Genomic DNA, 18,574 nt, shown 5'->3' on the forward strand with positions numbered 1-18,574 from the left:
ATGGCGTCCACTACCTTGCCACCACACTGGCGCGAGTTGCCCACGCTACGCGGCCAACACGTCACGCTGGAACCGCTGCAAGCTGCGCATGCTGACGGTCTGCGTGATGCGCTGGGCGACGGTGCGTTGTCGCGGCTGTGGTACACCGGGGTGCCGGCACCGGCGCAGGTGGACGACTACGTGGGCGCGGCGTTGGCTGCGCAAGTCGACGGGCTGGTGCTGCCTTATGTGGTACGTGATGCGGCCGGCGACATCGTCGGCTGCACGCGCTATTACGGGCTGGATGCGACCGTGCCCAAGCTGTCGATCGGCTACACCTGGTACGCGCCGCGCGTGCAGCGCAGCGGCGTCAATACCGACACCAAGCTGCTGCTGTTGCAGCATGCCTTCGAAACGCTGGGCTGTTTGAGCGTGGTCTTCGAAACCAGTTGGTTCAATCACACCTCGCGCGCGGCAATCGCGCGGCTGGGCGCCAAGCAGGACGGGGTACTGCGCAACCACACCCGCCACGCCGACGGCACACCGCGCGATACCGTAGTGTTCTCCATCATCGATACGGAATGGGCCGGGGTGAAACGCCACCTGCAGTTCCGCCTGGAAGCAAACGCATGACTGTTCAAACAACGACCATCGGCATCATCGGCGCCCGCGGGCATACCGGTTCGGAATTGATCAAGCTGGTGGCGGCGCATCCGCACCTGCGGCTGGTGTTCGTGTCCTCGCGCGAACTGGCCGGGCAGCCTGTGGCCGACTATAACGATGCGTATCAAGGTGAGTTGCGTTACGAGAGCCTGGATGCCGATGCGGTGGCCGCCAAGGCCGCCGATGTGGTGATCCTGGCGCTGCCCAACGGCAAGGCAGAGCCGTTTGTCGCGGCGATCGATGCGGCCAGACCGCAGACGCTGTTGATCGACCTGTCGGCCGATTACCGCTTCGATCCGGCCTGGTACTACGGGCTGCCGGAGCTGACGCGCGGAAAGTACGCCGGGCAGAAGCGCATCAGCAACCCGGGCTGCTATGCCACCGCGATGCAGCTGACGATCGCGCCGCTGCTCGATCAACTGGCCGGCCCACCGCAGTGCTTTGGTGTCTCCGGCTATTCCGGCGCGGGCACCACGCCCTCGGACAAGAACAACCCGGAGTTGCTGGCCGATAACCTGATGCCGTATGCGCTCACCAACCACATGCACGAGCGCGAGGTCTCTGCGCAGCTCGGCGTGCCGGTGGAGTTCATGCCGCATGTGGCGCCGCATTTCCGCGGCCTCACCATGACGGTCAACCTGTGGCTGCAGCAACCGCTCACACGCGAGCAGATCCAGGCGCGCTACGCGCAGCGTTATGCCGACGAGCCGCTGATCGAGATTGTCGATGAGGCGCCGTGGGTCAGCCGCATCGCCGGCAAGCATGGCGTGCAGATCGGTGGCGTGACATTGGCGCCGGGCAACAAGCGCGTGGTGGTGGTGGCAACGCTGGACAACCTGCTCAAGGGCGCGGCCACGCAGGCGATGCAGAACCTCAACCTGGCATTTGGCTGGGACGAATTGACTGCGATTCGTTGATGCGAGTCCCTCGCAAGAGCCCGCACATCCATGTGCGAGGATTCAAAGATGCGAGTCCCTCGCAGAAGCCCACATATCCATGTGCGGGGATTCAACTGGACGACTTATTTCGAGACGCTTTCCGATGACCAATCTGTTGTGGCAAAAACCCGGTGTGGCAGTGGACGCCAAGATCCAGCGCTTCCTGGCCGGCGACGACGTCATCCTGGACCGCGAGTTCTTCCTGCACGACATCGCTGCCAGCAAGGCGCATGCGCAGGGGTTGCAGCACATCGGCATCCTGTCGCTGCAGGAACTGGGCGGGCTGAGCGAGCAACTGGATCTGCTGGCCGATGATTTCCGCAGCGGTGCGTTCGTGCTCGATGCGCAATATGAAGATTGCCATTCGGCGATCGAGGCGCGTCTGACCGAGCGCCTGGGCGATGCCGGCCGCAAGATCCACACCGGACGCAGCCGTAACGACCAGATTCTGGTCGCCACGCGGCTATGGTTGAAGGACAAGCTGCAACGTGTGGCCGAGCTCAGCGCGGAGATCGCCAAGGTGGCGCTGGACCGCGCGCAAGCCGAAGCCGACCTGCCGGTGCCCGGCTATACGCATATCCAGCGTGCGGTGGTGTCGTCGGCCGGCATGTGGTGGGCAGGCTGGGCAGAAGCATTTATCGACAATGCAGTGCGCGCGACCGACACCTTGCGGTTGGTGGACAGCAACCCGCTCGGCACTGCGGCCGGTTACGGCGTCAATCTGCCGCTGGACCGTGCGCATACCACTGCCGAGCTCGGCTTTGCGCGCCTGCAGGTCTCGCCGATCTACGCACAGCTCTCGCGTGGCAAGTACGAATTGGCTGCGCTCGAAGCGCTTGGCAGCGCCACCTTGGACTTGCGGCGTATTGCCTGGGATCTGTCGTTGTTCACCAGCGGCGAATTCGCCTTCGTCGCGTTGCCGGCGCAATACACCACCGGCAGTTCGATCATGCCGAACAAGCGCAACCCCGACGTCATCGAACTGATGCGTGCCACCCATGCCAGCATCGCGGCGGCGCGGACCGAAATCGAACAGTTGTTGTCGCTGCCGTCCGGTTATCACCGCGATCTGCAGAGCAGCAAGGGCGCGATCGTGCATGGCTTCGGGCGCGGCCTGGCCGCGCTCGAACTGCTGCCGGCGTTGCTGGCCAATCTGGAATGGCGCCCGGACAAGCTGCGCGCTGCGATCGATTCGGGCATGTACGCCACCGATGTGGCGGTGGAAGCGGCTGTGGCCGGTGTGCCGTTCCGCGAGGCCTACAAGGCGGCAGCGGAATCCTCCGACACTGCAGGGCAGGGGCGCACTCCAGAAGGCAGCCTTGCGGCGCGCGTCTCGCCAGGCGCCGCCGCGGATCTGCAATTGGATGTCTTGCGTGCCCGTTGGGAGGCCCTGCGCTGATGGCCGTGATCAGCACCGAGACCGCAGAACACTATCCCTGGGGCGAAGCCTGCGAAGGCTGGCACCTGTTGCGCGATCCCAGCTTGAGCGTGCTCGAAGAACGCATGCCGCCAGGCGTTGCGGAGTCGCGTCATCGGCATAGTCGCGCGCGGCATTTTTTCTATGTGCTGGCCGGCGAAGTGATGCTGCAACTGGATGGCGCGCAGCACGTGCTCGGGGTCGGGCAGGGCCTGGACGTGCCGCCTGGCACCACGCACCAGATGCACAATCTGTCCGATGTCGAGGCGCGCTTTCTGGTGATCTCTGCACCGCATGGTCGCGACGATCGTGCACCCACGACAGCACGTGCGAAGGACGTCAGCTGATGACCACGCGCTATCTGGTGCTGGCGATGCGCAAGCCGGATTTTCCCGGCGATGTGGTGCAGCCGCATCTGGATTTTCTCGATACTTTGCGTGCGGCCGGGCAGCTCGAAATGAACGGTGGTTTCAGCGATCGCACCGGCGGTGCATATGTGTTGGTCAATCTGGGCGGTCTGGAGGAGGCGCAGCAGATCGTTGCGCGCGATCCATTGGTGCTGCGCGATGCCTCGACGTTGACCGTGTATGAGTGGAACACGCACTGAGCGTCTGGCTGCCATGACAACCCCTGCCGACATGCCGTCGTTATTTACCGAGCAGCCGTTGCCGCCATGGCGTCGCGCGGTGCTCAAGGTCGGCAGCAGCCTGTTGGCCGCCGATGGTGGCGGCCTGTCGCCGCGGTTCGCGTTGGGCCTGGCGCAATTCGTGTCGGCCAATCTGGCCGCAGGGCGCGAGCTGGTGATCGTCTCTTCCGGTGCGGTGGCGGCAGGCCGCGCGATCTTGCCGAAAGCCGCCGAAGCCGGTGCACCGATCGCCGCGCGTCAAGCCTTGGCCGCGCTCGGCCAGGCGCAATTGATCGCGCTGTGGCAGCGCTTTTTCGAACGTCCGGTGGCGCAGGTACTGCTCACTCACGACGACCTGCGTAACCGCCGCCGGTATCTTAATGCGCGCGCCACCCTGGGCGAGTTGTTGCGGCTGGGTGCGTTGCCGGTGATCAACGAGAACGACACCGTGTCGGTGGACGAGCTCAAGCTGGGCGATAACGACAATCTCGCCGCGATCGTCGCCGCGCTGGTCGATGCCGATGCGTTGTTCATCGCCACCGATATCGATGGCTTGTACAGCGCCGACCCGCGCAGCAATCCGTTGGCGCGCGCGCTGGACGAGGTGCCCGAACTCACTGCCGAGGTGCTGGCGATGGCCGGTGGCAGCGGCAGCAGCGTGGGCACCGGCGGCATGCGCACCAAGCTGGAAGCCGCCGCAAAGGCCGGTGCCGCCGGTATCGAAACCTATCTGTTCAACGGCCGCAGCAGCGAGGTGGTGCGCGGGCTTGCGCAGGATCGCCTGCGTGGCACGCGCATCCACCCCGCACGCACACGCATTGCCGCCCGCAAGTACTGGCTGCGCCACGCACCGGTGGAGCCGGGCGCGATCCTGATCGATGCCGGCGCCGCTGCGGCGCTGACCGGCAAGGGCGCATCGCTATTGCCGGGCGGTGTGGCCAGCGCGCAAGGCGACTTCCGGCGCGGCGATATGGTCGAAATCCGCCTGCGCGACGCCGATGGCGAACGCTGCCTGGCACGCGGCGTCAGCCAGTATTCGGCAGTGGATATCCGCCGCATCGCGGGCCGTCATTCGCGCGAGATCGAAACCGTGCTCGGTTACAGCTATGGCGAGAATGTGGTGCATCGCGATGATCTGGTGCTGTTGTAGCCGGGAATGGAGAATCGGGAATCGGGAATCGCAAGAGCTTTCCACCGAAGTTTCCTTGCTGCCGATTCATCGCAGTAAAGTGATGGCGCACGCCTTTATCATTCATTCCCGATTCCCTTAATCCCGGCCCCCAAATGACCATCAAAACCCTCGCCCTGCAATGCCGTGATGCTGCGCACGTGCTGTCGCAACTGTCGTCGTCTGCCAAGCAGGCCTTGCTGGAGGCGATGGCCGCTGCGCTGGAACACGATGCGGCGGTGATCCTGGCGGCGAATGCGCGCGATCTGGAGGCGGCGCGCGAGAAGGGCGTGGGCACTGCGATGCTCGATCGTCTGGCGCTGGACACAAAGCGCCTGGACGGGATTGCCGCCGCGTTGCGCGAGGTTGCGCAATTGCCGGATCCGGTCGGGCAGATCACGCGCGAAGACGTGCGCCCCAATGGCATCGTCGTGCAGAAGGTGCGCGTGCCGCTGGGTGTGATCGCGATGATCTACGAGGCGCGCCCGAACGTGACCGCCGACGCCGCAGCGCTGTGCATCAAGGCAGGCAACGGGGTGATCCTGCGTGGCGGCTCGGAGGCGATTCACTCCAACACCGCGATTGCGCGGGCACTGCAGAGAGCATTGCGCGAGGCCAATGTTCCCGAGGCCGCGTTGACGCTGGTCGAGGACCTGCGCCGCGAGACCATGCTGGAGTTGCTGCAGCTCAGCGATATCGTCGACCTGGCGATTCCGCGCGGCGGCGAAGGCCTGATCCGTTTTGTCGCCGAACACGCGCGCGTGCCGGTGATCAAGCATTACAAGGGCGTGTGCCATTTGTTTGTGGATGCGTCGGCGGATGTGGACTTGGCCGTGCGTCTGTTGGTCGATGGCAAGGCCACGCGTCCGTCGGCCTGCAATTCGCTGGAGACCTTGCTGGTGCATGCAGACATCGCCGAGCGTTTTCTGCCGGTTGCTGCGCAAGCGCTGCGCGAACGCCATGTAGAGCTGCGGGGCGATGCGGCAACGCGTGCATTGCTGCCCGATATCGCGGCGGCCAGCGACGAGGACTACGCCGCCGAATTCCTCGATCTGATCCTGGCGATCCGCGTGGTGCCGGATCTGGACACCGCGCTGGCGCATATCCGCCAACACGGCTCGGACCATACCGAAGTGATTGCCACGCAGAGCACCGCCAATGCCGAACACTTCGTGCAATCGCTGCGCTCGGCAGTGGTCATGGTCAACGCGTCCTCGCGTTTTTCCGACGGTGGCGAGCTTGGCCTGGGCGCCGAAATCGGCATCTCCACCACGCGTCTGCATTCCTACGGCCCGATGGGGCTGGAAGCGCTGACCGTGGAGCGCTTTGTAGTGCGTGGCGAAGGCCAGGTGCGGCACTGATCGGCAACGGCGCAACCAAACGCCAGTCAGCTGCTGCCGAAAGCCGCAAGCCGGTATCGCGCACCGCGCGCCTGATCGCGCGCAATCCTGTCGCCATTTGCACCAGGCAACCCCGCAACCACGACCTTTGACACTCCCCCGGCAGGCCGCCGGCTGCCTACAGTCGACGACTGCCCCCGCACTTCCGGAGTCGTCGATGCGCCGTTTTGCCGCCTGCCTGCTTGCCACCGCCATTGTTGCCGCCACCGGTAGCGCGCTGGCGCAAACCTCGCCGATGACGCCGGATATCACCGGCAAGCCGTTCCTGGCAGGCGACGCCGCCAACGACTACGTCAAGCGCGAGGTGATGATCCCGATGCGCGACGGGGTCAAGCTGCATACGGTGATCGTGCTGCCCAAGGGCGCGCGCAACGCGCCGATCGTGCTCACGCGCACGCCGTACGACGCCAGCGGCCGCACCGAGCGTCTGGCCTCGCCGCATATGAAGGACCTGTTGTCTGCGGGCGATGACGTGTTCGTGGAAGGCGGCTATATCCGCGTGTTCCAGGATGTGCGCGGCAAGTACGGCTCGGAAGGCGAGTACGTGATGACCCGGCCGTTGCGTGGCGCGCTCAATCCCAGCGAGGTCGACCATGCCACCGATGCCTGGGACACCATCGATTGGCTGGTGAAAAACCTCAAGGAGTCCAACGGCAAGGTCGGCATGATCGGCTCGTCCTACGAAGGTTTCACCGTGGTGATGGCGCTGACCAATCCGCATCCCGCATTGAAGGTGGCCGCGCCGGAGAGCCCGATGATCGATGGCTGGATGGGCGACGACTGGTTCAATTACGGTGCGTTCCGCCAGGTCAATTTCGATTACTTCACCGGCCAGCTCAGCAAGCGCGGCAAGGGCGCCGGCGTCCCGCGTCAGGGGCACGACGATTACAGCAATTTTCTGCAGGCCGGCTCGGCTGGCGACTTCGCCAAGGCCGCCGGCCTGGAGCAGCTGCCGTGGTGGCACAAGCTCACCGAACACGCGGCTTACGACAACTTCTGGCAGGAGCAGGCGCTGGACAAGGTGATGGCACGCACGCCGTTGAAAGTGCCGACCATGTGGTTGCAGGGCCTCTGGGACCAGGAAGACATGTGGGGCGCCATCCACAGTTACGCGGCGATGGAGCCGCGCGACAAGCGCAATACGCTCAACTATCTGGTGATGGGGCCGTGGCGGCACAGCCAGGTCAATAGCGACGCCAGTTCACTGGGTGCACTGAATTTCGACGGCGATACCGCGCGCCAGTTCCGTCGCGATGTGCTGCGCCCGTTCTTCGATCAATACCTGGTCGATGGCGCCCCCAAGGCAAGCACGCCGCCGGTGTTTATCTACAACACCGGCGAAAACCATTGGGACCGTCTGCAGGCCTGGCCGCGCAGTTGCGCCAAGGGTTGTGCCTCGACCAGCAAGCCGCTGTATCTGCAGGCCGGCGGCAAGCTGTCGTTCCAGCAGCCGGCGGCGGGGCAGGTGGGCTTTGAGGAATACGTTTCCGACCCGGCCAAGCCGGTGCCGTTCGTGCCGCGCCCGGTGGATTTTGCCGATCGCAGCATGTGGACTACCTGGCTGGTGCAGGACCAGCGCTTCGTCGATGGCCGCCCGGATGTGCTGACCTTCGTCACCGAACCGCTGACAGAACCCTTGCAGATCGCCGGCGCACCGGAAGTGCATCTGCAGGCCTCCACCAGCGGCAGCGACAGCGATTGGGTGGTGAAGCTGATCGACGTGTATCCGGACGAGATGGCCTCCACTCCCAAGATGGGCGGCTACGAGCTCCCCGTCTCGCTGGCGATCTTCCGCGGCCGCTACCGCGAGAGTTTCAGCGCGCCCAAGCCGCTTGCGTCCAATCAGCCGCTGGCGTTTCAGTTCGGCCTGCCGACGGCCAACCACACCTTCCAGCCCGGGCACCGGGTGATGGTGCAGGTGCAGTCCAGCCTGTTTCCGCTGTACGACCGCAACCCGCAGACCTATGTGCCGAATATCTTCTTCGCCAAGCCGGGCGATTATCAAAAAGCCACGCAGCGGGTGTACGTGAGCCCGGAGCAGCCGAGCTACATCAGTCTGCCGGTACGTTGAGCACACGGGCGCCGCGCGCAGGCGGCGCCCACACGTCTTCCAGCAGCTGCGGGCGGCAGGCCACCCAGGCGGCGGCCAGCTGCACCAGCAGGCAGATGACCAGGAACACGAACGGCGACGTCCAGCCGCCGTGGTGCGCGTGCAACCAGCCGAACAGGAACGGCCCCAGGCAGCTCACCGCATAGCCCATGCCTTGCGAGAATCCGGACAACGCTGCCGACCCGGCAGCGGTGCGGCAGCGCTGATTGACCAGCACCAGCGCCAGCGGAAACGTGCTCGGGCCCAAACCCAGCAAGGTCACCCAGAGAATCGGCGCGGCCAGCGGTGCCCACCACAGCCCGGCGAACGCGACCAGATGGCAGGCCGCGCACAGCAGCACGATCGGGAAGGGATTACGCATGCGCACCGCCAGCGCCGGCATGGTCAACGCACCGACCATGCCCAGTGCCGCGAACAACGCGACCATGGTGCCGCCGAACGCGGGCGAGGCGCCGGCTTCGCGCAGCAGTGTCGGCAACCAGGTGAACATCGAATAGGTGATCAGCGAGGTCATGCCGAAGGTCAGCGCCATACTCCAGCCCAAGGCTGTGCGTGCGACGCGGCCTTCTGCCTCGGGTGTCGGCGTGATCGGTGCAGGCCCGGTGGCGCGCAGGCGGCGATGGTTGGCGTACACCAACGCCCAGGCCGCAAACGCCAGCAATGCCGGCAATACCCACACCACCATCGAGCTGCGCCAGCCCAGCGCATCGGCGACCGGTACCGCCAGCAGCGCGGGGAGCAACGTGCCGACCTGCAACACGGTGATGTACAGCGTGCTGACACCGCCCACGCGATCGCCGAAATAGCGCTTGACCAGCGGCGGCAACACCACATTGCCCATGCCCATGCCGGCGAGCGCCACCAGCGATCCGACCAGCAGCCCGGCGGTGTCCGGCAGCAGCGGACGCAACACCAATCCGAGTGTCGCCAATGCCATCGACAACAGCGCAATGCGCAGCAGGCCGAAGCGGCGCAGCAACGCAGGCGTGGCGACCCCGGTGAGTGCGAACGCAGCGGTCGGCAACATGCCGATCGCACCCATGGTGGGCGCGCCGAATGCGTACTCATCTGCGATGCGTTCCAGCAACGGGGTCAATGAGGTGACCGCCGTACGCAAGTTGAATGCGGACAACAAAATGGCGGCCAGCACCAACCCGCGGCCACGCAGCTGGGCGGACGAGGAAGCACCGGCAATGACAACAGACATGACAGACCATCCGCACTGCGCACATCGCTGCGCCAGCGCCTGAAAACACAAAACCGGCACGAGGCCGGTTTTGTGTTTTGAAACTGGTCGGGGAGACAGGATTCGAACCTGCGACCTCTACGTCCCGAACGTAGCGCTCTACCAGACTGAGCTACACCCCGAAGGAGCCGCGTATGTTACATACGGATTGCCGAATCGGCAAGCATCTGCGAGATTTATTTTACTGACGCGGCTGACCACGCTCGGATTCGCGTGCTTCGAACCACATGCCGTTGAGCACCGCAGCCAACGCAGCCAGGCCGGTGCCGAGGATCCATGCGAAATACCACATCGGTGTTCTCCTAAGAATCGTTGAAGCGGTGAGATGTTGAGGCGGAGCTTTGAATGCGACGCACGCTGGCACCGCAGTCGCAGTAGGGCGCTCAATACGCGTTGGGATTGGCCGACAGTTCATCGGCGGTGACCTTGCCCTTGAGCACGCGGTAGACCCAGCTTGTGTAGGCCAGCACGATCGGCATGAACACCGCCGTCGCCAGCAACATGATCCACAGCGTCAGACGGCTGCTGGACGCATCCCACAGCGTCAAGCTCATGCGCGGTGCAGTGGAGGAGGGCAGCAGGAACGGAAACAGCGCAAAGCCGATAGTGAGAATGATGCCGACGATGGCGCAACCCGAAGCGATGAGCGCCAGGCCGCCACGCCGCACACGCAACAGCAGCGCATTCATCGCAAACCCGACCAGGCCGACCAGCGGTGCCATCAAGGTGGCCGGCATGCTGCTGTAGTTCTGCAGCCAGCCACCGGCAGCGGTGAGCGCGGCGGTCTTTGCCAGCGGGTTGGTCGGCGCATCGGTGGCCAGCAACGAGGTCACCGCATAGCCCGGTAGACCGAATGCCACCCATGCGCCGCCTGCAGCAAACAGCGCCACCGCACACAACGCGGCGATGCTGCCGAAGCGCGCCGCGCGATCGGCCACTGGCCCATCGGTCTTGAGCACCAGCATCGCCGCCCCGTGCGCCATCAGCATCGCCACGCTGAGCAAACCGGCGAGCAGTGCGAATGGCGTCAGCAAGCCGAACAGATTGCCGGTGTAGAAGATGCGCATGCTGTCGTCGAAATGGAACGGCACCCCGAGCAGCACGTTGCCGACCGCCACGCCCATGATCAGCGCCGGAATGCAGCCGCCGATAAACAACGCCCAGTCCCAGGTGGTGCGCCAACGCTGATCCACCAGCTTGCCGCGGAACTTGAAACCGACCGGACGCAGGATCAGCGCGAACAGGATCAGGAACATCGCCAGATAGAATCCGGAAAAACTCACCGCATACAGCGGCGGGAATGCGGCAAAGATCGCGCCACCGCCCAGGATCAGCCACACCTGGTTGCCTTCCCAGACCGGGCCGATGGTGTTGATCACCAGGCGGCGTTCGGCATCGTTACGGGCAACCAGCGGCAGCAACGTGCTGACCCCCAGATCGAAGCCGCCCATCACCGCGTAACCGGACAGCAAGACGCCCAGCAGCAGCCACCAGATCACGCGCAGTGTGGTGTAGTCGAGCAAGATGAAATCCATGGTGTTTCTCCTGGCTTACGGTGCGCCGCCGGCCAACGCACCGGTGCTCAATGGGGCGCTGGGTGAGGAAGCGTGGGGCGATGTGGTGTTCGGCGAGGTGCCCTGATACGCCGGCGGAAACAGCGCATCCGGGCCCTTGCGGATGGTCTTCAGCGACAGCTTGATCGCGATGACCAGCAGCGTGGTGTACAGCGCGGTGAAGCCGACCAGGGTCAACACGATTTCGTACAGATCCAGGCCAGAGGCGGCGTAGAAGGTCGGCAGCAGGCCTTCCACCGCCCACGGCTGGCGGCCGTATTCGGCCACGAACCAACCGCACTCGATCGCAATCCACGGCAGCGGCAAGGTCCACAGCGCCAGCGTCAGGAACCAGCGCTTGTCCTGGAAGTTGTGCTTGCAGGCAAACCAGAACGCGACGGCGAAGAACACGATCAGGTAGATGCCGATGGCGGCCATGATGCGGAAGGTCCAGAACAGCGGCAGCACGCGCGGTACGGTGTCCATGGCGGCCTGGGCGATCTGCTCCGGCGTGGCATTGCCGATATCGTCGCGATAACGCTTGAGCAGCAGGCCGTGGCCCAGATCCTGCCAATGCGCGTCGAACACCTTGCGCGCTTCGGCATCGTCCTTGTTGGCGCGCACGCGCTCCAATGCACCATAGGCGATCTGGCCGCCACGGATGCGGTGCTCGGCGCGTCCGACCAGCTCCAGAATGCCGGGGATCGGCTCATCCAGCGAACGGGTGGCAATCAAGCCCATCAGATACGGGATCTTGATCGCGTAGTCGTTGCGATGGGTCTGCTGATTGGGAATGCCGAACGCGGTGAAGTCGGCCGGCGCGGCTTCGGTTTCCCACATCGCCTCGATCGCTGCCAATTTCATTTTCTGATGTTCGTTGGCGGCATAGCCGCTCTCATCGCCGAGTACCACCACCGACAGCGACGACAACAGGCCGAACGCGGCAGCCACCGCAAACGAGCGTCGCGCCATCTCTACGTGCTTGCCGCGCAGCAGATAGAACGCGCTGATCGACATCACGAACACCGCACCGAGCACGTAGCCCGCGCTGACGGTATGCACGAACTTGGCCTGCGCCACCGGGTTGAACAGCACCGCCATGAAATCGACCACTTCCATGCGCATGGTGTCCGGGTTGAACACCGCGCCGGCCGGGTTCTGCATCCAGCCGTTGGCTATCAGGATCCACAGTGCCGAGAAGTTGCTGCCCAGCGCCACCAGCCAGGTGGTGACCAGATGCTGCACCTTGCTCAGGCGGTTCCAGCCGAGGAAGAACAGGCCCAGGAAGGTCGCTTCCAGAAAGAACGCCATCAGGCCTTCGATCGCCAGCGGCGCGCCGAAGATGTCGCCGACGTAATGGCTGTAGTACGACCAGTTCATGCCGAACTCGAACTCCATCACGATGCCGGTGCCCACGCCCATGGCGAAGTTGATGCCGAACAGCACGCCCCAGAACATGGTCATGCGCCGCCAGATCTGCTTGCCGGTCATCACATAGACGCTCTCCATGATGCCGAGCAGGAACGACAGGCCCATGGTCAGCGGCGGAAAGATGAAGTGGTACATCGCGGTGACTGCGAACTGCAGCCGCGACAGTTCAACAACTGTCGAGTCGATCATGGCGGGGTGGCCTGGTTGGGTATCGATGAAGGAATGCAACGGATCATCTGCGCTTGCCGCGACACGCGCGTTGATCCAAATCAATGCCGCTGCGCTTGGGTGCGGCACAATGCGCAGCCCGTAGCGGGAAGTGGCGACTTACAATCGCTTGCAGTGCGATGTCTTCTAGGGAGCGATGTGAGCCAGCCCAGCGTGCGAGCCAGCGAAACGCCAGCCCAGCGCCGTCAACGCGGCCAATGGCTGGATGCACTTGCCGCACCGGCCGCGCGTGCCAAGCGGCTGGCGGGTATGGCGGTGGCGTTGTCGGGCGTGCTGCTACTGGCGCAGGCGGCGGCGATCGCCTGGTTGCTGCAGGCGGTGCTGGTGCAGCATCTGTCACTGCTGCACTTACGCGATGTGGGTGTGGGGTTGTTGGCTGTGCTGCTGGGGCGTGCGCTGCTCAATGCCTGGGCGCAGTCGCTGACCGGCGAGGTAGCCGATGTGGCCAAGCGCGAACTGCGGGCACGCATCGCACGCCGGTTGGTGCAGCACGGCCCGGTGTGGTTGCGCCGCCAACGCAGCGGCGAACTGGGCGAATTGAGCCTGGCGCATACCGATGCGCTGGAAGGCTATTTCGTCGGCTACCAGCTCGCACGCACCGAGATGATGCTGGTGCCGCCGCTGATTTTGATCGCGGTGTTTTCGGTCGACTGGGTGGTGGGCCTGGTGTTGCTGCTGACCGCGCCGCTGATTCCGTTCTTCATGATGCTGGTGGGTTGGGGCGCCGAAGCGGCGGGGCGCGAGCAACTTGGCGAGCTGGCGCGGATGGGCGGGCACTTTGCCGATCGCCTCAAGGGCCTGGGCCTGCTGCGTGTGTACGGGCGCGGCGAAGCCGAGTTGAGCGGCATTGCCGCTGCGGCCGAAGGCGTGCGCGAGCGCTCGCTCAAGGTGCTGCGCATCGCGTTCCTGTCGTCCACGGTGCTGGAATTCTTCGCCTCGGTGAGCGTGGCGATCGTGGCGCTGTATTTCGGCCTGAGTTATCTGGGCATGCTCGATCTGCACGGCTTGCCGACGCTGGGCGCGGGCATGTTCTGCCTGCTGCTGGCACCGGAATTCTTTGCGCCGCTGCGGCGGCTGGCCGCGCATTACCACGACCGTGCCAATGCCCTGGCGGCGGTGGCCGAAGCCGAGCGCTTGCTGGAAGGCTTCGAGCCGCCCGCAAGCACGCAAGCAGCCACGGTGCCGCCGCGTGCATTGGAACCGGCGCAGGCACATGCGCCCCTGTTGCAGGCGCGTGGAGTGGCATTGCGTCCACCGGGCGCGCCACACGTGGTGGTGGAGGATTTTTCGCTGATCTTGCAGCCCGGGCAGCGCGTGGCCGTGATCGGTGCAAGCGGCAGCGGCAAGAGCACGTTGCTTGAAGGGCTGGCCGGCTGGCTTGCACCCGAGGCGGGCAGCATTGTGCTGCGTCCGGGTGCACGCATCGGCTATGCCACGCAGCGGCCGTATCTGTTTCACGGCAGCATCGCCGACAACCTGCGCCTGGCCGATCCACAGGCCAGCGATGCGCGGCTGCATGCAGTGGCCGATGCTGCGCAAGTGATGCGCTTTGCCGCGCAGTTGCCGGCCGGCCTGGACACGGTGATCGGCGAGCGCGGCTTCGGGCTCTCCGGTGGCGAGGCGCGTCGTGTGGCGCTGGCGCGGCTGTTGCTGCGCGAGCCGGACCTGTTGCTGCTGGACGAGCCCACCGCGTTTCTCGACCCCGACACCGAAGCGGAATTGCTGCGCACGCTGGGAGTGTTCGCACGCGGCCGCGCGGTGATCCTGGCCACGCACAGCGCTGCGGTGATGCGCTGGGCCGATACGGTGATCGATCTGCGCGGCGTCACCGTCGCAGCGGAGCTGCCATGAACAGCACGCCCCCGATCGCCTGCGCGATGTATTCCGCCGGCATGCCTGGCGCCTGCTGCTGTCCGCGCTGTTGGTGCTGGTCACCATGCTGGCGGGCGTGGGCTTGCTCGGCCTGTCCGGCAGCTTTCTGACCGCCGCGGCATTGGCGGGTGTTGCAGGCATGGGCACGGGTTTCAATTTCTTCTCGCCCTCGGCCGGCATTCGCGCGCTGACCTTTGCGCGCATCGTTTCGCGTTATGGCGAAAAATTGATCGGCCACGACGCCACGCTGCGCATCGCGCGGGACCTGCGCGTGTGGTTCTTCCGCCGTGCGTTGCCGCTTGCGCCAGGCCGGTTGTCGGCCACGCGCACCGGCGATCTGCTGGCGCGCCTGATGTCCGATATCGGCGAAGTCGATGGCCTGAGCGTGCGTGCACTGGCGCCGTTGACCGCGTTGCTGGGCATCTGGCTTGCCGGTGTGATGGCTTCGGCGCTGATCTATCCACCCGCCGCGCTGTTGCTGATGGTGCTCGGCGTGGTCATCGGTGGCGTGGTGCCGTGGCAGGTGGCACGCGGCGGCGCGCAGCGCGAACAGCTGCGCGCGCAGCAACGCACCGCATTGCGGACGCAGGCCTTCGAAGGGCTGGAAGGTGCAGCCGATCTCACCGCAGTCGATGCGCAAGGTGCCTGGCTGCATCAGGTCGATGCAGCGGCGGCGGCCGTTGTCGATGGCGACCGCATTCAACGCCGGCGCTTGATCGGCGGCAATCTGCTGCACGCCGTCTGTGGCGGCATCGGCTTGGCCGGCATGTTGTGGCTTGGGTTGAGTGCGACTGAGCGCGGATTGATTGCGGCAGAAATGGCGTCCGGCTTGGTATTCCTGACGATGGCGTTGCTGGAAGTGTGGGCCGGCGCCGGCCTCGCCTTGCAGGCACTGCAGAGCGCACGCGTTGCGGTCAAACGCCTGCAGTCCATCGTCGATCAGGCGCCGTCGGTCGTCGATCCGCCGCACGCCACGGATGCGCCACGCAGCGGCACGCTGCAGCTGCATCAGGTCAGCTTTGCGTGGCCGGGCAGCGTGCGTCCGGTGCTGCAGGCGCTCGATCTGACGCTGGCGCCTGGCGAACGCATCGCCATCAGCGGCGACAGCGGTAGCGGCAAGAGCACCTTGTCCGCGTTGCTGCTGCGCTTGTGGGACCCGCAGGCCGGGCAGGTAACGTACGCCGATATCGACCTGTGCCAATTCGCACAGACGCAATGGCATCGACGCATCGCCTGGCTGCCGCAGAACGCCCCGGTTTTTGCCGGCACGCTGCGCGAAAATCTGCTGATTGGCGATGCCAGCGCCAGCGATGCCGCGATGTGGACTGTGCTGGATCAGGTGCGGCTGGGCGAGTGGGCCACTGCACAAAACGGCCTGGACACCTGGGTCGGCGAAAACGGCGCCACGCTTTCTGCCGGACAGGCGCGCCGGCTCGCGCTCGCACGTGCATTGCTGCGCGACGCACCGATCCTGTTGCTGGACGAACCCACCGACGGCCTGGACGTAGACACCGCACACGCGTTGTTGCTGGATCTATCCACCGCACTCGGCGAGCGCAGCCTGGTGATGATCACCCACGACAGCGTGCCGGCCGGCGTGGTGCAGCGGCGGTATCGCATGCGCGCGGGTGTGTTGGAGCCGTTGCTCTGAGGCGTTTCTTCCACTGCGCCAGCAGCGAATAGGTGGTGACCCGTGCTATGTCGTGCGGGTGAGGTGTCGTGCGGGTGAGGCGTTGCAGGTCTTGGCATCGATTTCTTGCACGCACCGGCATCGCACGCGCGTCGCTCAATTAAGCAACGCGTGTAACGCAGCCATCAGCGCAGGTTGGCGCAATGCCAGAAACAACATGGCGACGTTCACCACGACGATGATCCAGAACCGCAGCTGGAAGGCCGTCTTGCTGGATTTATGACGGAACAGCGCCTGCGCCAACAAGGCGCCTGGCCATCCGCCGAGCAGCGCGATGATGTGCAAGGTCGCTTCCGGTGTTCGTCGCCGGCCGCGCTGTGCTGCGGTCTTGTCGCGCCGGTAAAGGATCATCGCCAGCACGCTCGCCACCGCGTACCACAGCGCCAGCAGCGCTGGTAATCGACCTGTAGCCACCATCGCGGCCATGCCGATCAGAAACAGCATGGCCAGCGTCTTGCGCGGCAGGCCACCACGCTGCGGCAGGTCACGACGCCGTTGCACGGTTCTGGAAATCAGCAAGCGTCCAGAAAGTTGCGCACGGCCGGACCGAAGCGCGCGAAATCGACTAGAAAGGCATCGTGGCCCTGTGGCGAATCCAGCCCGAGGAACTGGGCATCGGCACCGCCGGCGCGCAGGCCTTCGGCGATCTGTTCCTGTTGCTGCACGGGAAACAGGATGTCGGTATTGGCACCGATCGCCAGCGCGCGCGCGATGCGGATCTGCGCCAGGCCGGCCAGCACCGTGGCGTCGGTTGAGACGCCTGTGTCTGGCTTGGCGGCGAGGTGTGCGCTGTCGACCTGCATGCCATCGACACGCGCGTCAACGGCCGGCTTGTCGTCTACGTACTCGGCCAGATCGAACCAGTCCATCGAGCGACTCAGATACAGATAGCAATTAGGATCGAAAAAGCGCACGAAGCGGCGTGCGTGACCTTCCAGATAACTTTCGACCTGGAATTCCAGGCCGAACGGGTCGTCAGCAGCCTGTTCGGAATCCAGCCGTACGCGGCCGAAGCGGCCGTCCCATTCCAGCGCGGAGCGGTAGGTGATCACGCCGAGTTTGCGCGCCATACGCATGCCCGATTCGGGATAACGGGTGTCGTCGTAGTGGCCGCCGTTCCAGTGCGGATCCAGGCGGATGGCTTCGCGCTGCAACGAGCGGATCGCGATCGAGAACGGCAACGCCTGCGCGCTGCCGGAGATATTGATGTGGCTGCGCGCGATGCCTTGGTGCCGCAGCAACAATGCCAACGCGGTCATGCCACCCATCGAGTTGCCGATCAGGCAGGCCAGTTGTTCGATGCCTAACGCGCGCACGACATCGGCGGCGGCATCGGCCACGTCTTCGATCGACAATTCCGGGAAGCTCAGGCGATACAGCGCGCCGGTGGCGGGGTCGATCGAGGCCGGGCCGGTCGAGCCCTTGCAACTGCCCAGGGAATTGACGCACACCACGAACCAGCGCTCGGTATCGATCGGCTTGCCTGGCCCGAGCATCGCTTCCCACCAACCCGGCTCGGGATTGGCTTGATTTGCCGCAGCATGCGCGTTGGGCGACAACCCGGTGACGATCAACACCGCATTGCTGCGATCGGCGGCCAGCGTGCCCCAGGTTTCGTAGGCGACGTGCGCCTGGTGCAGCGCGCCGCCACGCTTCATCGGAAACGGCGAGGGCAGGGCGTGGAAGCGCGTGCCGGGGGATGAATTCAGTCATGTCGCAATTCTATCTGCCATGGCACGCGCCGGGAGCAGGATGGGAATGGGGAATCGGTTTGAGCCCTTGCGCTGTGTGATGCCAGCCCTCAGAGCGGCGGATCTTCGGCCTGGCTGCAGGGCCCTTGCCCGCCCACCATCGCGGGACACGCCGCAAGTACGTCCGTGTAGGCTCTTACGCGGCATCCATGCCGCGTAAGGTCCCGCGACGGTGGGCGGGCAAGGACCAGTCGAGATGGTCGGTGTGCATGGTGCAAGCGATGCATGACGTACTTCTAATGCGCTAGATTAATGCGCTAGATCTCATGTGGTTGCAGCCCGTACTAGCAAGCCAATGCAACCCGCGAGATGACCCGCTTTTACTTGGCTACCGACCAACTTCCTGGTGCGGTGTCCTTGCCGATTGCGGGACCGTGTGGCGGCATGGATGCCGCCACCGAGCCTACATGGACGTACTTGCGGCGTGTCCCGCGAGCGGCGAGGGCATCGCGCCCTCGACCAACGCGGCTTGGGACCATCCAGATGACGTTGGTAGCAGCTAA

At 65.0% G+C, this 18,574-nt stretch carries 15 protein-coding genes, 1 tRNA gene and 1 pseudogene; 10 read left to right on the forward strand and 7 right to left on the reverse strand.

Features of this window, described 5'->3' with window-relative positions; translation table 11 throughout:
- From NDY25_RS19540 to NDY25_RS19575, 8 genes are all read left to right on the forward strand, one after another.
- Positions 1 to 612, forward strand: a complete 612-nt coding sequence (locus NDY25_RS19540; RefSeq protein WP_168957400.1) for a GNAT family N-acetyltransferase — start codon at positions 1 to 3, stop codon at positions 610 to 612.
- Positions 609 to 1,559: an N-acetyl-gamma-glutamyl-phosphate reductase gene (gene argC / locus NDY25_RS19545; RefSeq protein WP_168957401.1), complete on the forward strand. Its 951-nt coding sequence runs from the start codon at positions 609 to 611 to the stop codon at positions 1,557 to 1,559. Before NDY25_RS19540 ends, argC begins: the two co-directional genes overlap by 4 nt.
- A gap of 124 nt (positions 1,560 to 1,683) precedes the next feature.
- A complete protein-coding gene (locus NDY25_RS19550) occupies positions 1,684 to 2,979 on the forward strand; it encodes an argininosuccinate lyase (RefSeq protein WP_168957402.1) in 1,296 nt (431 codons plus the stop codon).
- A complete protein-coding gene (locus NDY25_RS19555; RefSeq protein ID WP_167393494.1) occupies positions 2,979 to 3,344 on the forward strand; it encodes a cupin domain-containing protein in 366 nt (121 codons plus the stop codon). Before NDY25_RS19550 ends, NDY25_RS19555 begins: the two co-directional genes overlap by 1 nt.
- A complete protein-coding gene (locus tag NDY25_RS19560; protein WP_168957403.1) occupies positions 3,344 to 3,604 on the forward strand; it encodes a YciI family protein in 261 nt (86 codons plus the stop codon). The genes NDY25_RS19555 and NDY25_RS19560 overlap by 1 nt, the downstream gene beginning before the upstream one ends.
- Before the next feature lie 13 nt (positions 3,605 to 3,617).
- Positions 3,618 to 4,772: a glutamate 5-kinase gene (gene proB / locus NDY25_RS19565; protein WP_168957404.1), complete on the forward strand. Its 1,155-nt coding sequence runs from the start codon at positions 3,618 to 3,620 to the stop codon at positions 4,770 to 4,772.
- Positions 4,773 to 4,906: 134 nt separating this feature from the next.
- Positions 4,907 to 6,151: a glutamate-5-semialdehyde dehydrogenase gene (locus tag NDY25_RS19570; protein ID WP_168957405.1), complete on the forward strand. Its 1,245-nt coding sequence runs from the start codon at positions 4,907 to 4,909 to the stop codon at positions 6,149 to 6,151.
- Between the two features lie 196 nt (positions 6,152 to 6,347).
- The gene (locus tag NDY25_RS19575) at positions 6,348 to 8,261 is read left to right on the forward strand and encodes a CocE/NonD family hydrolase (protein WP_168957406.1); all 1,914 of its coding nucleotides are present in this window, start codon (positions 6,348 to 6,350) and stop codon (positions 8,259 to 8,261) included.
- On the opposite strand, the gene NDY25_RS19580 is transcribed toward NDY25_RS19575, so the two are convergent.
- The 5 genes from NDY25_RS19580 to NDY25_RS19600 all read right to left on the reverse strand — a co-directional run bounded on the left by NDY25_RS19580 (position 8,242) and on the right by NDY25_RS19600 (position 12,719).
- Entirely contained in the window at positions 8,242 to 9,468 is a 1,227-nt protein-coding gene (locus NDY25_RS19580) for a CynX/NimT family MFS transporter (protein ID WP_168957448.1), read from the reverse strand. The two genes, NDY25_RS19575 and NDY25_RS19580, sit on opposite strands and share 20 nt — an antisense overlap.
- 123 nt (positions 9,469 to 9,591) lie before the next feature.
- Positions 9,592 to 9,668: transfer RNA gene (locus NDY25_RS19585), tRNA-Pro, on the reverse strand.
- 59 nt (positions 9,669 to 9,727) lie between these two features.
- On the reverse strand, positions 9,728 to 9,838 hold the full coding sequence (gene cydX / locus NDY25_RS19590; RefSeq protein WP_006449411.1) for a cytochrome bd-I oxidase subunit CydX: 111 nt from the start codon (positions 9,836 to 9,838) through the stop codon (positions 9,728 to 9,730).
- A 91-nt stretch (positions 9,839 to 9,929) separates the two neighbouring features.
- On the reverse strand, positions 9,930 to 11,081 hold the full coding sequence (gene cydB / locus NDY25_RS19595; protein ID WP_168957407.1) for a cytochrome d ubiquinol oxidase subunit II: 1,152 nt from the start codon (positions 11,079 to 11,081) through the stop codon (positions 9,930 to 9,932).
- Between the two features lie 15 nt (positions 11,082 to 11,096).
- Positions 11,097 to 12,719 (reverse strand): cytochrome ubiquinol oxidase subunit I, encoded by a 1,623-nt coding sequence (locus NDY25_RS19600; RefSeq protein ID WP_168957408.1) that lies wholly within the window; start codon positions 12,717 to 12,719, stop codon positions 11,097 to 11,099.
- A 153-nt stretch (positions 12,720 to 12,872) separates the two neighbouring features.
- Between NDY25_RS19600 and cydD the strand changes: the two genes are divergently transcribed.
- Positions 12,873 to 14,609 carry a thiol reductant ABC exporter subunit CydD gene (cydD, locus tag NDY25_RS19605; protein WP_256627633.1) on the forward strand — a complete coding sequence of 579 codons (1,737 nt, stop codon included), beginning with the start codon at positions 12,873 to 12,875 and terminating at the stop codon, positions 14,607 to 14,609.
- A complete protein-coding gene (cydC, locus tag NDY25_RS19610; protein WP_256628015.1) occupies positions 14,572 to 16,281 on the forward strand; it encodes a thiol reductant ABC exporter subunit CydC in 1,710 nt (569 codons plus the stop codon). Before cydD ends, cydC begins: the two co-directional genes overlap by 38 nt.
- Positions 16,282 to 16,416: 135 nt before the next feature.
- On the opposite strand, the gene NDY25_RS19615 is transcribed toward cydC, so the two are convergent.
- Together NDY25_RS19615 and metX are read right to left on the reverse strand one after the other, a co-directional pair.
- Positions 16,417 to 16,821 (reverse strand): DUF1294 domain-containing protein, encoded by a 405-nt coding sequence (locus NDY25_RS19615; RefSeq protein ID WP_233366391.1) that lies wholly within the window; start codon positions 16,819 to 16,821, stop codon positions 16,417 to 16,419.
- Between the two features lie 11 nt (positions 16,822 to 16,832).
- Positions 16,833 to 18,033: pseudogene (gene metX / locus NDY25_RS19620) on the reverse strand (homoserine O-acetyltransferase MetX).
- Between the last annotated feature and the right edge of the window lie 541 nt (positions 18,034 to 18,574).

Origin of the sequence: Xanthomonas hortorum pv. pelargonii (genome assembly GCF_024499015.1) — a bacterium.
GTDB lineage: Bacteria > Pseudomonadota > Gammaproteobacteria > Xanthomonadales > Xanthomonadaceae > Xanthomonas > Xanthomonas hortorum_B.

Bases quoted from the DNA above. Each gene is read 5' to 3' on its own strand.
- NDY25_RS19540 (WP_168957400.1), top strand. From the start codon at position 1: ATGGCGTCCACTACCTTGCCACCACACTGGCGCGAGTTGCCCACGCTA.
- argC (WP_168957401.1), top strand. From the start codon at position 609: ATGACTGTTCAAACAACGACCATCGGCATCATCGGCGCCCGCGGGCAT.
- NDY25_RS19550 (WP_168957402.1), top strand. From the start codon at position 1,684: ATGACCAATCTGTTGTGGCAAAAACCCGGTGTGGCAGTGGACGCCAAG.
- NDY25_RS19555 (WP_167393494.1), top strand. From the start codon at position 2,979: ATGGCCGTGATCAGCACCGAGACCGCAGAACACTATCCCTGGGGCGAA.
- NDY25_RS19560 (WP_168957403.1), top strand. From the start codon at position 3,344: ATGACCACGCGCTATCTGGTGCTGGCGATGCGCAAGCCGGATTTTCCC.
- proB (WP_168957404.1), top strand. From the start codon at position 3,618: ATGACAACCCCTGCCGACATGCCGTCGTTATTTACCGAGCAGCCGTTG.
- NDY25_RS19570 (WP_168957405.1), top strand. From the start codon at position 4,907: ATGACCATCAAAACCCTCGCCCTGCAATGCCGTGATGCTGCGCACGTG.
- NDY25_RS19575 (WP_168957406.1), top strand. From the start codon at position 6,348: ATGCGCCGTTTTGCCGCCTGCCTGCTTGCCACCGCCATTGTTGCCGCC.
- cydX (WP_006449411.1), bottom strand. From the start codon at position 9,838: ATGTGGTATTTCGCATGGATCCTCGGCACCGGCCTGGCTGCGTTGGCT.
- cydB (WP_168957407.1), bottom strand. From the start codon at position 11,081: ATGGATTTCATCTTGCTCGACTACACCACACTGCGCGTGATCTGGTGG.
- NDY25_RS19600 (WP_168957408.1), bottom strand. From the start codon at position 12,719: ATGATCGACTCGACAGTTGTTGAACTGTCGCGGCTGCAGTTCGCAGTC.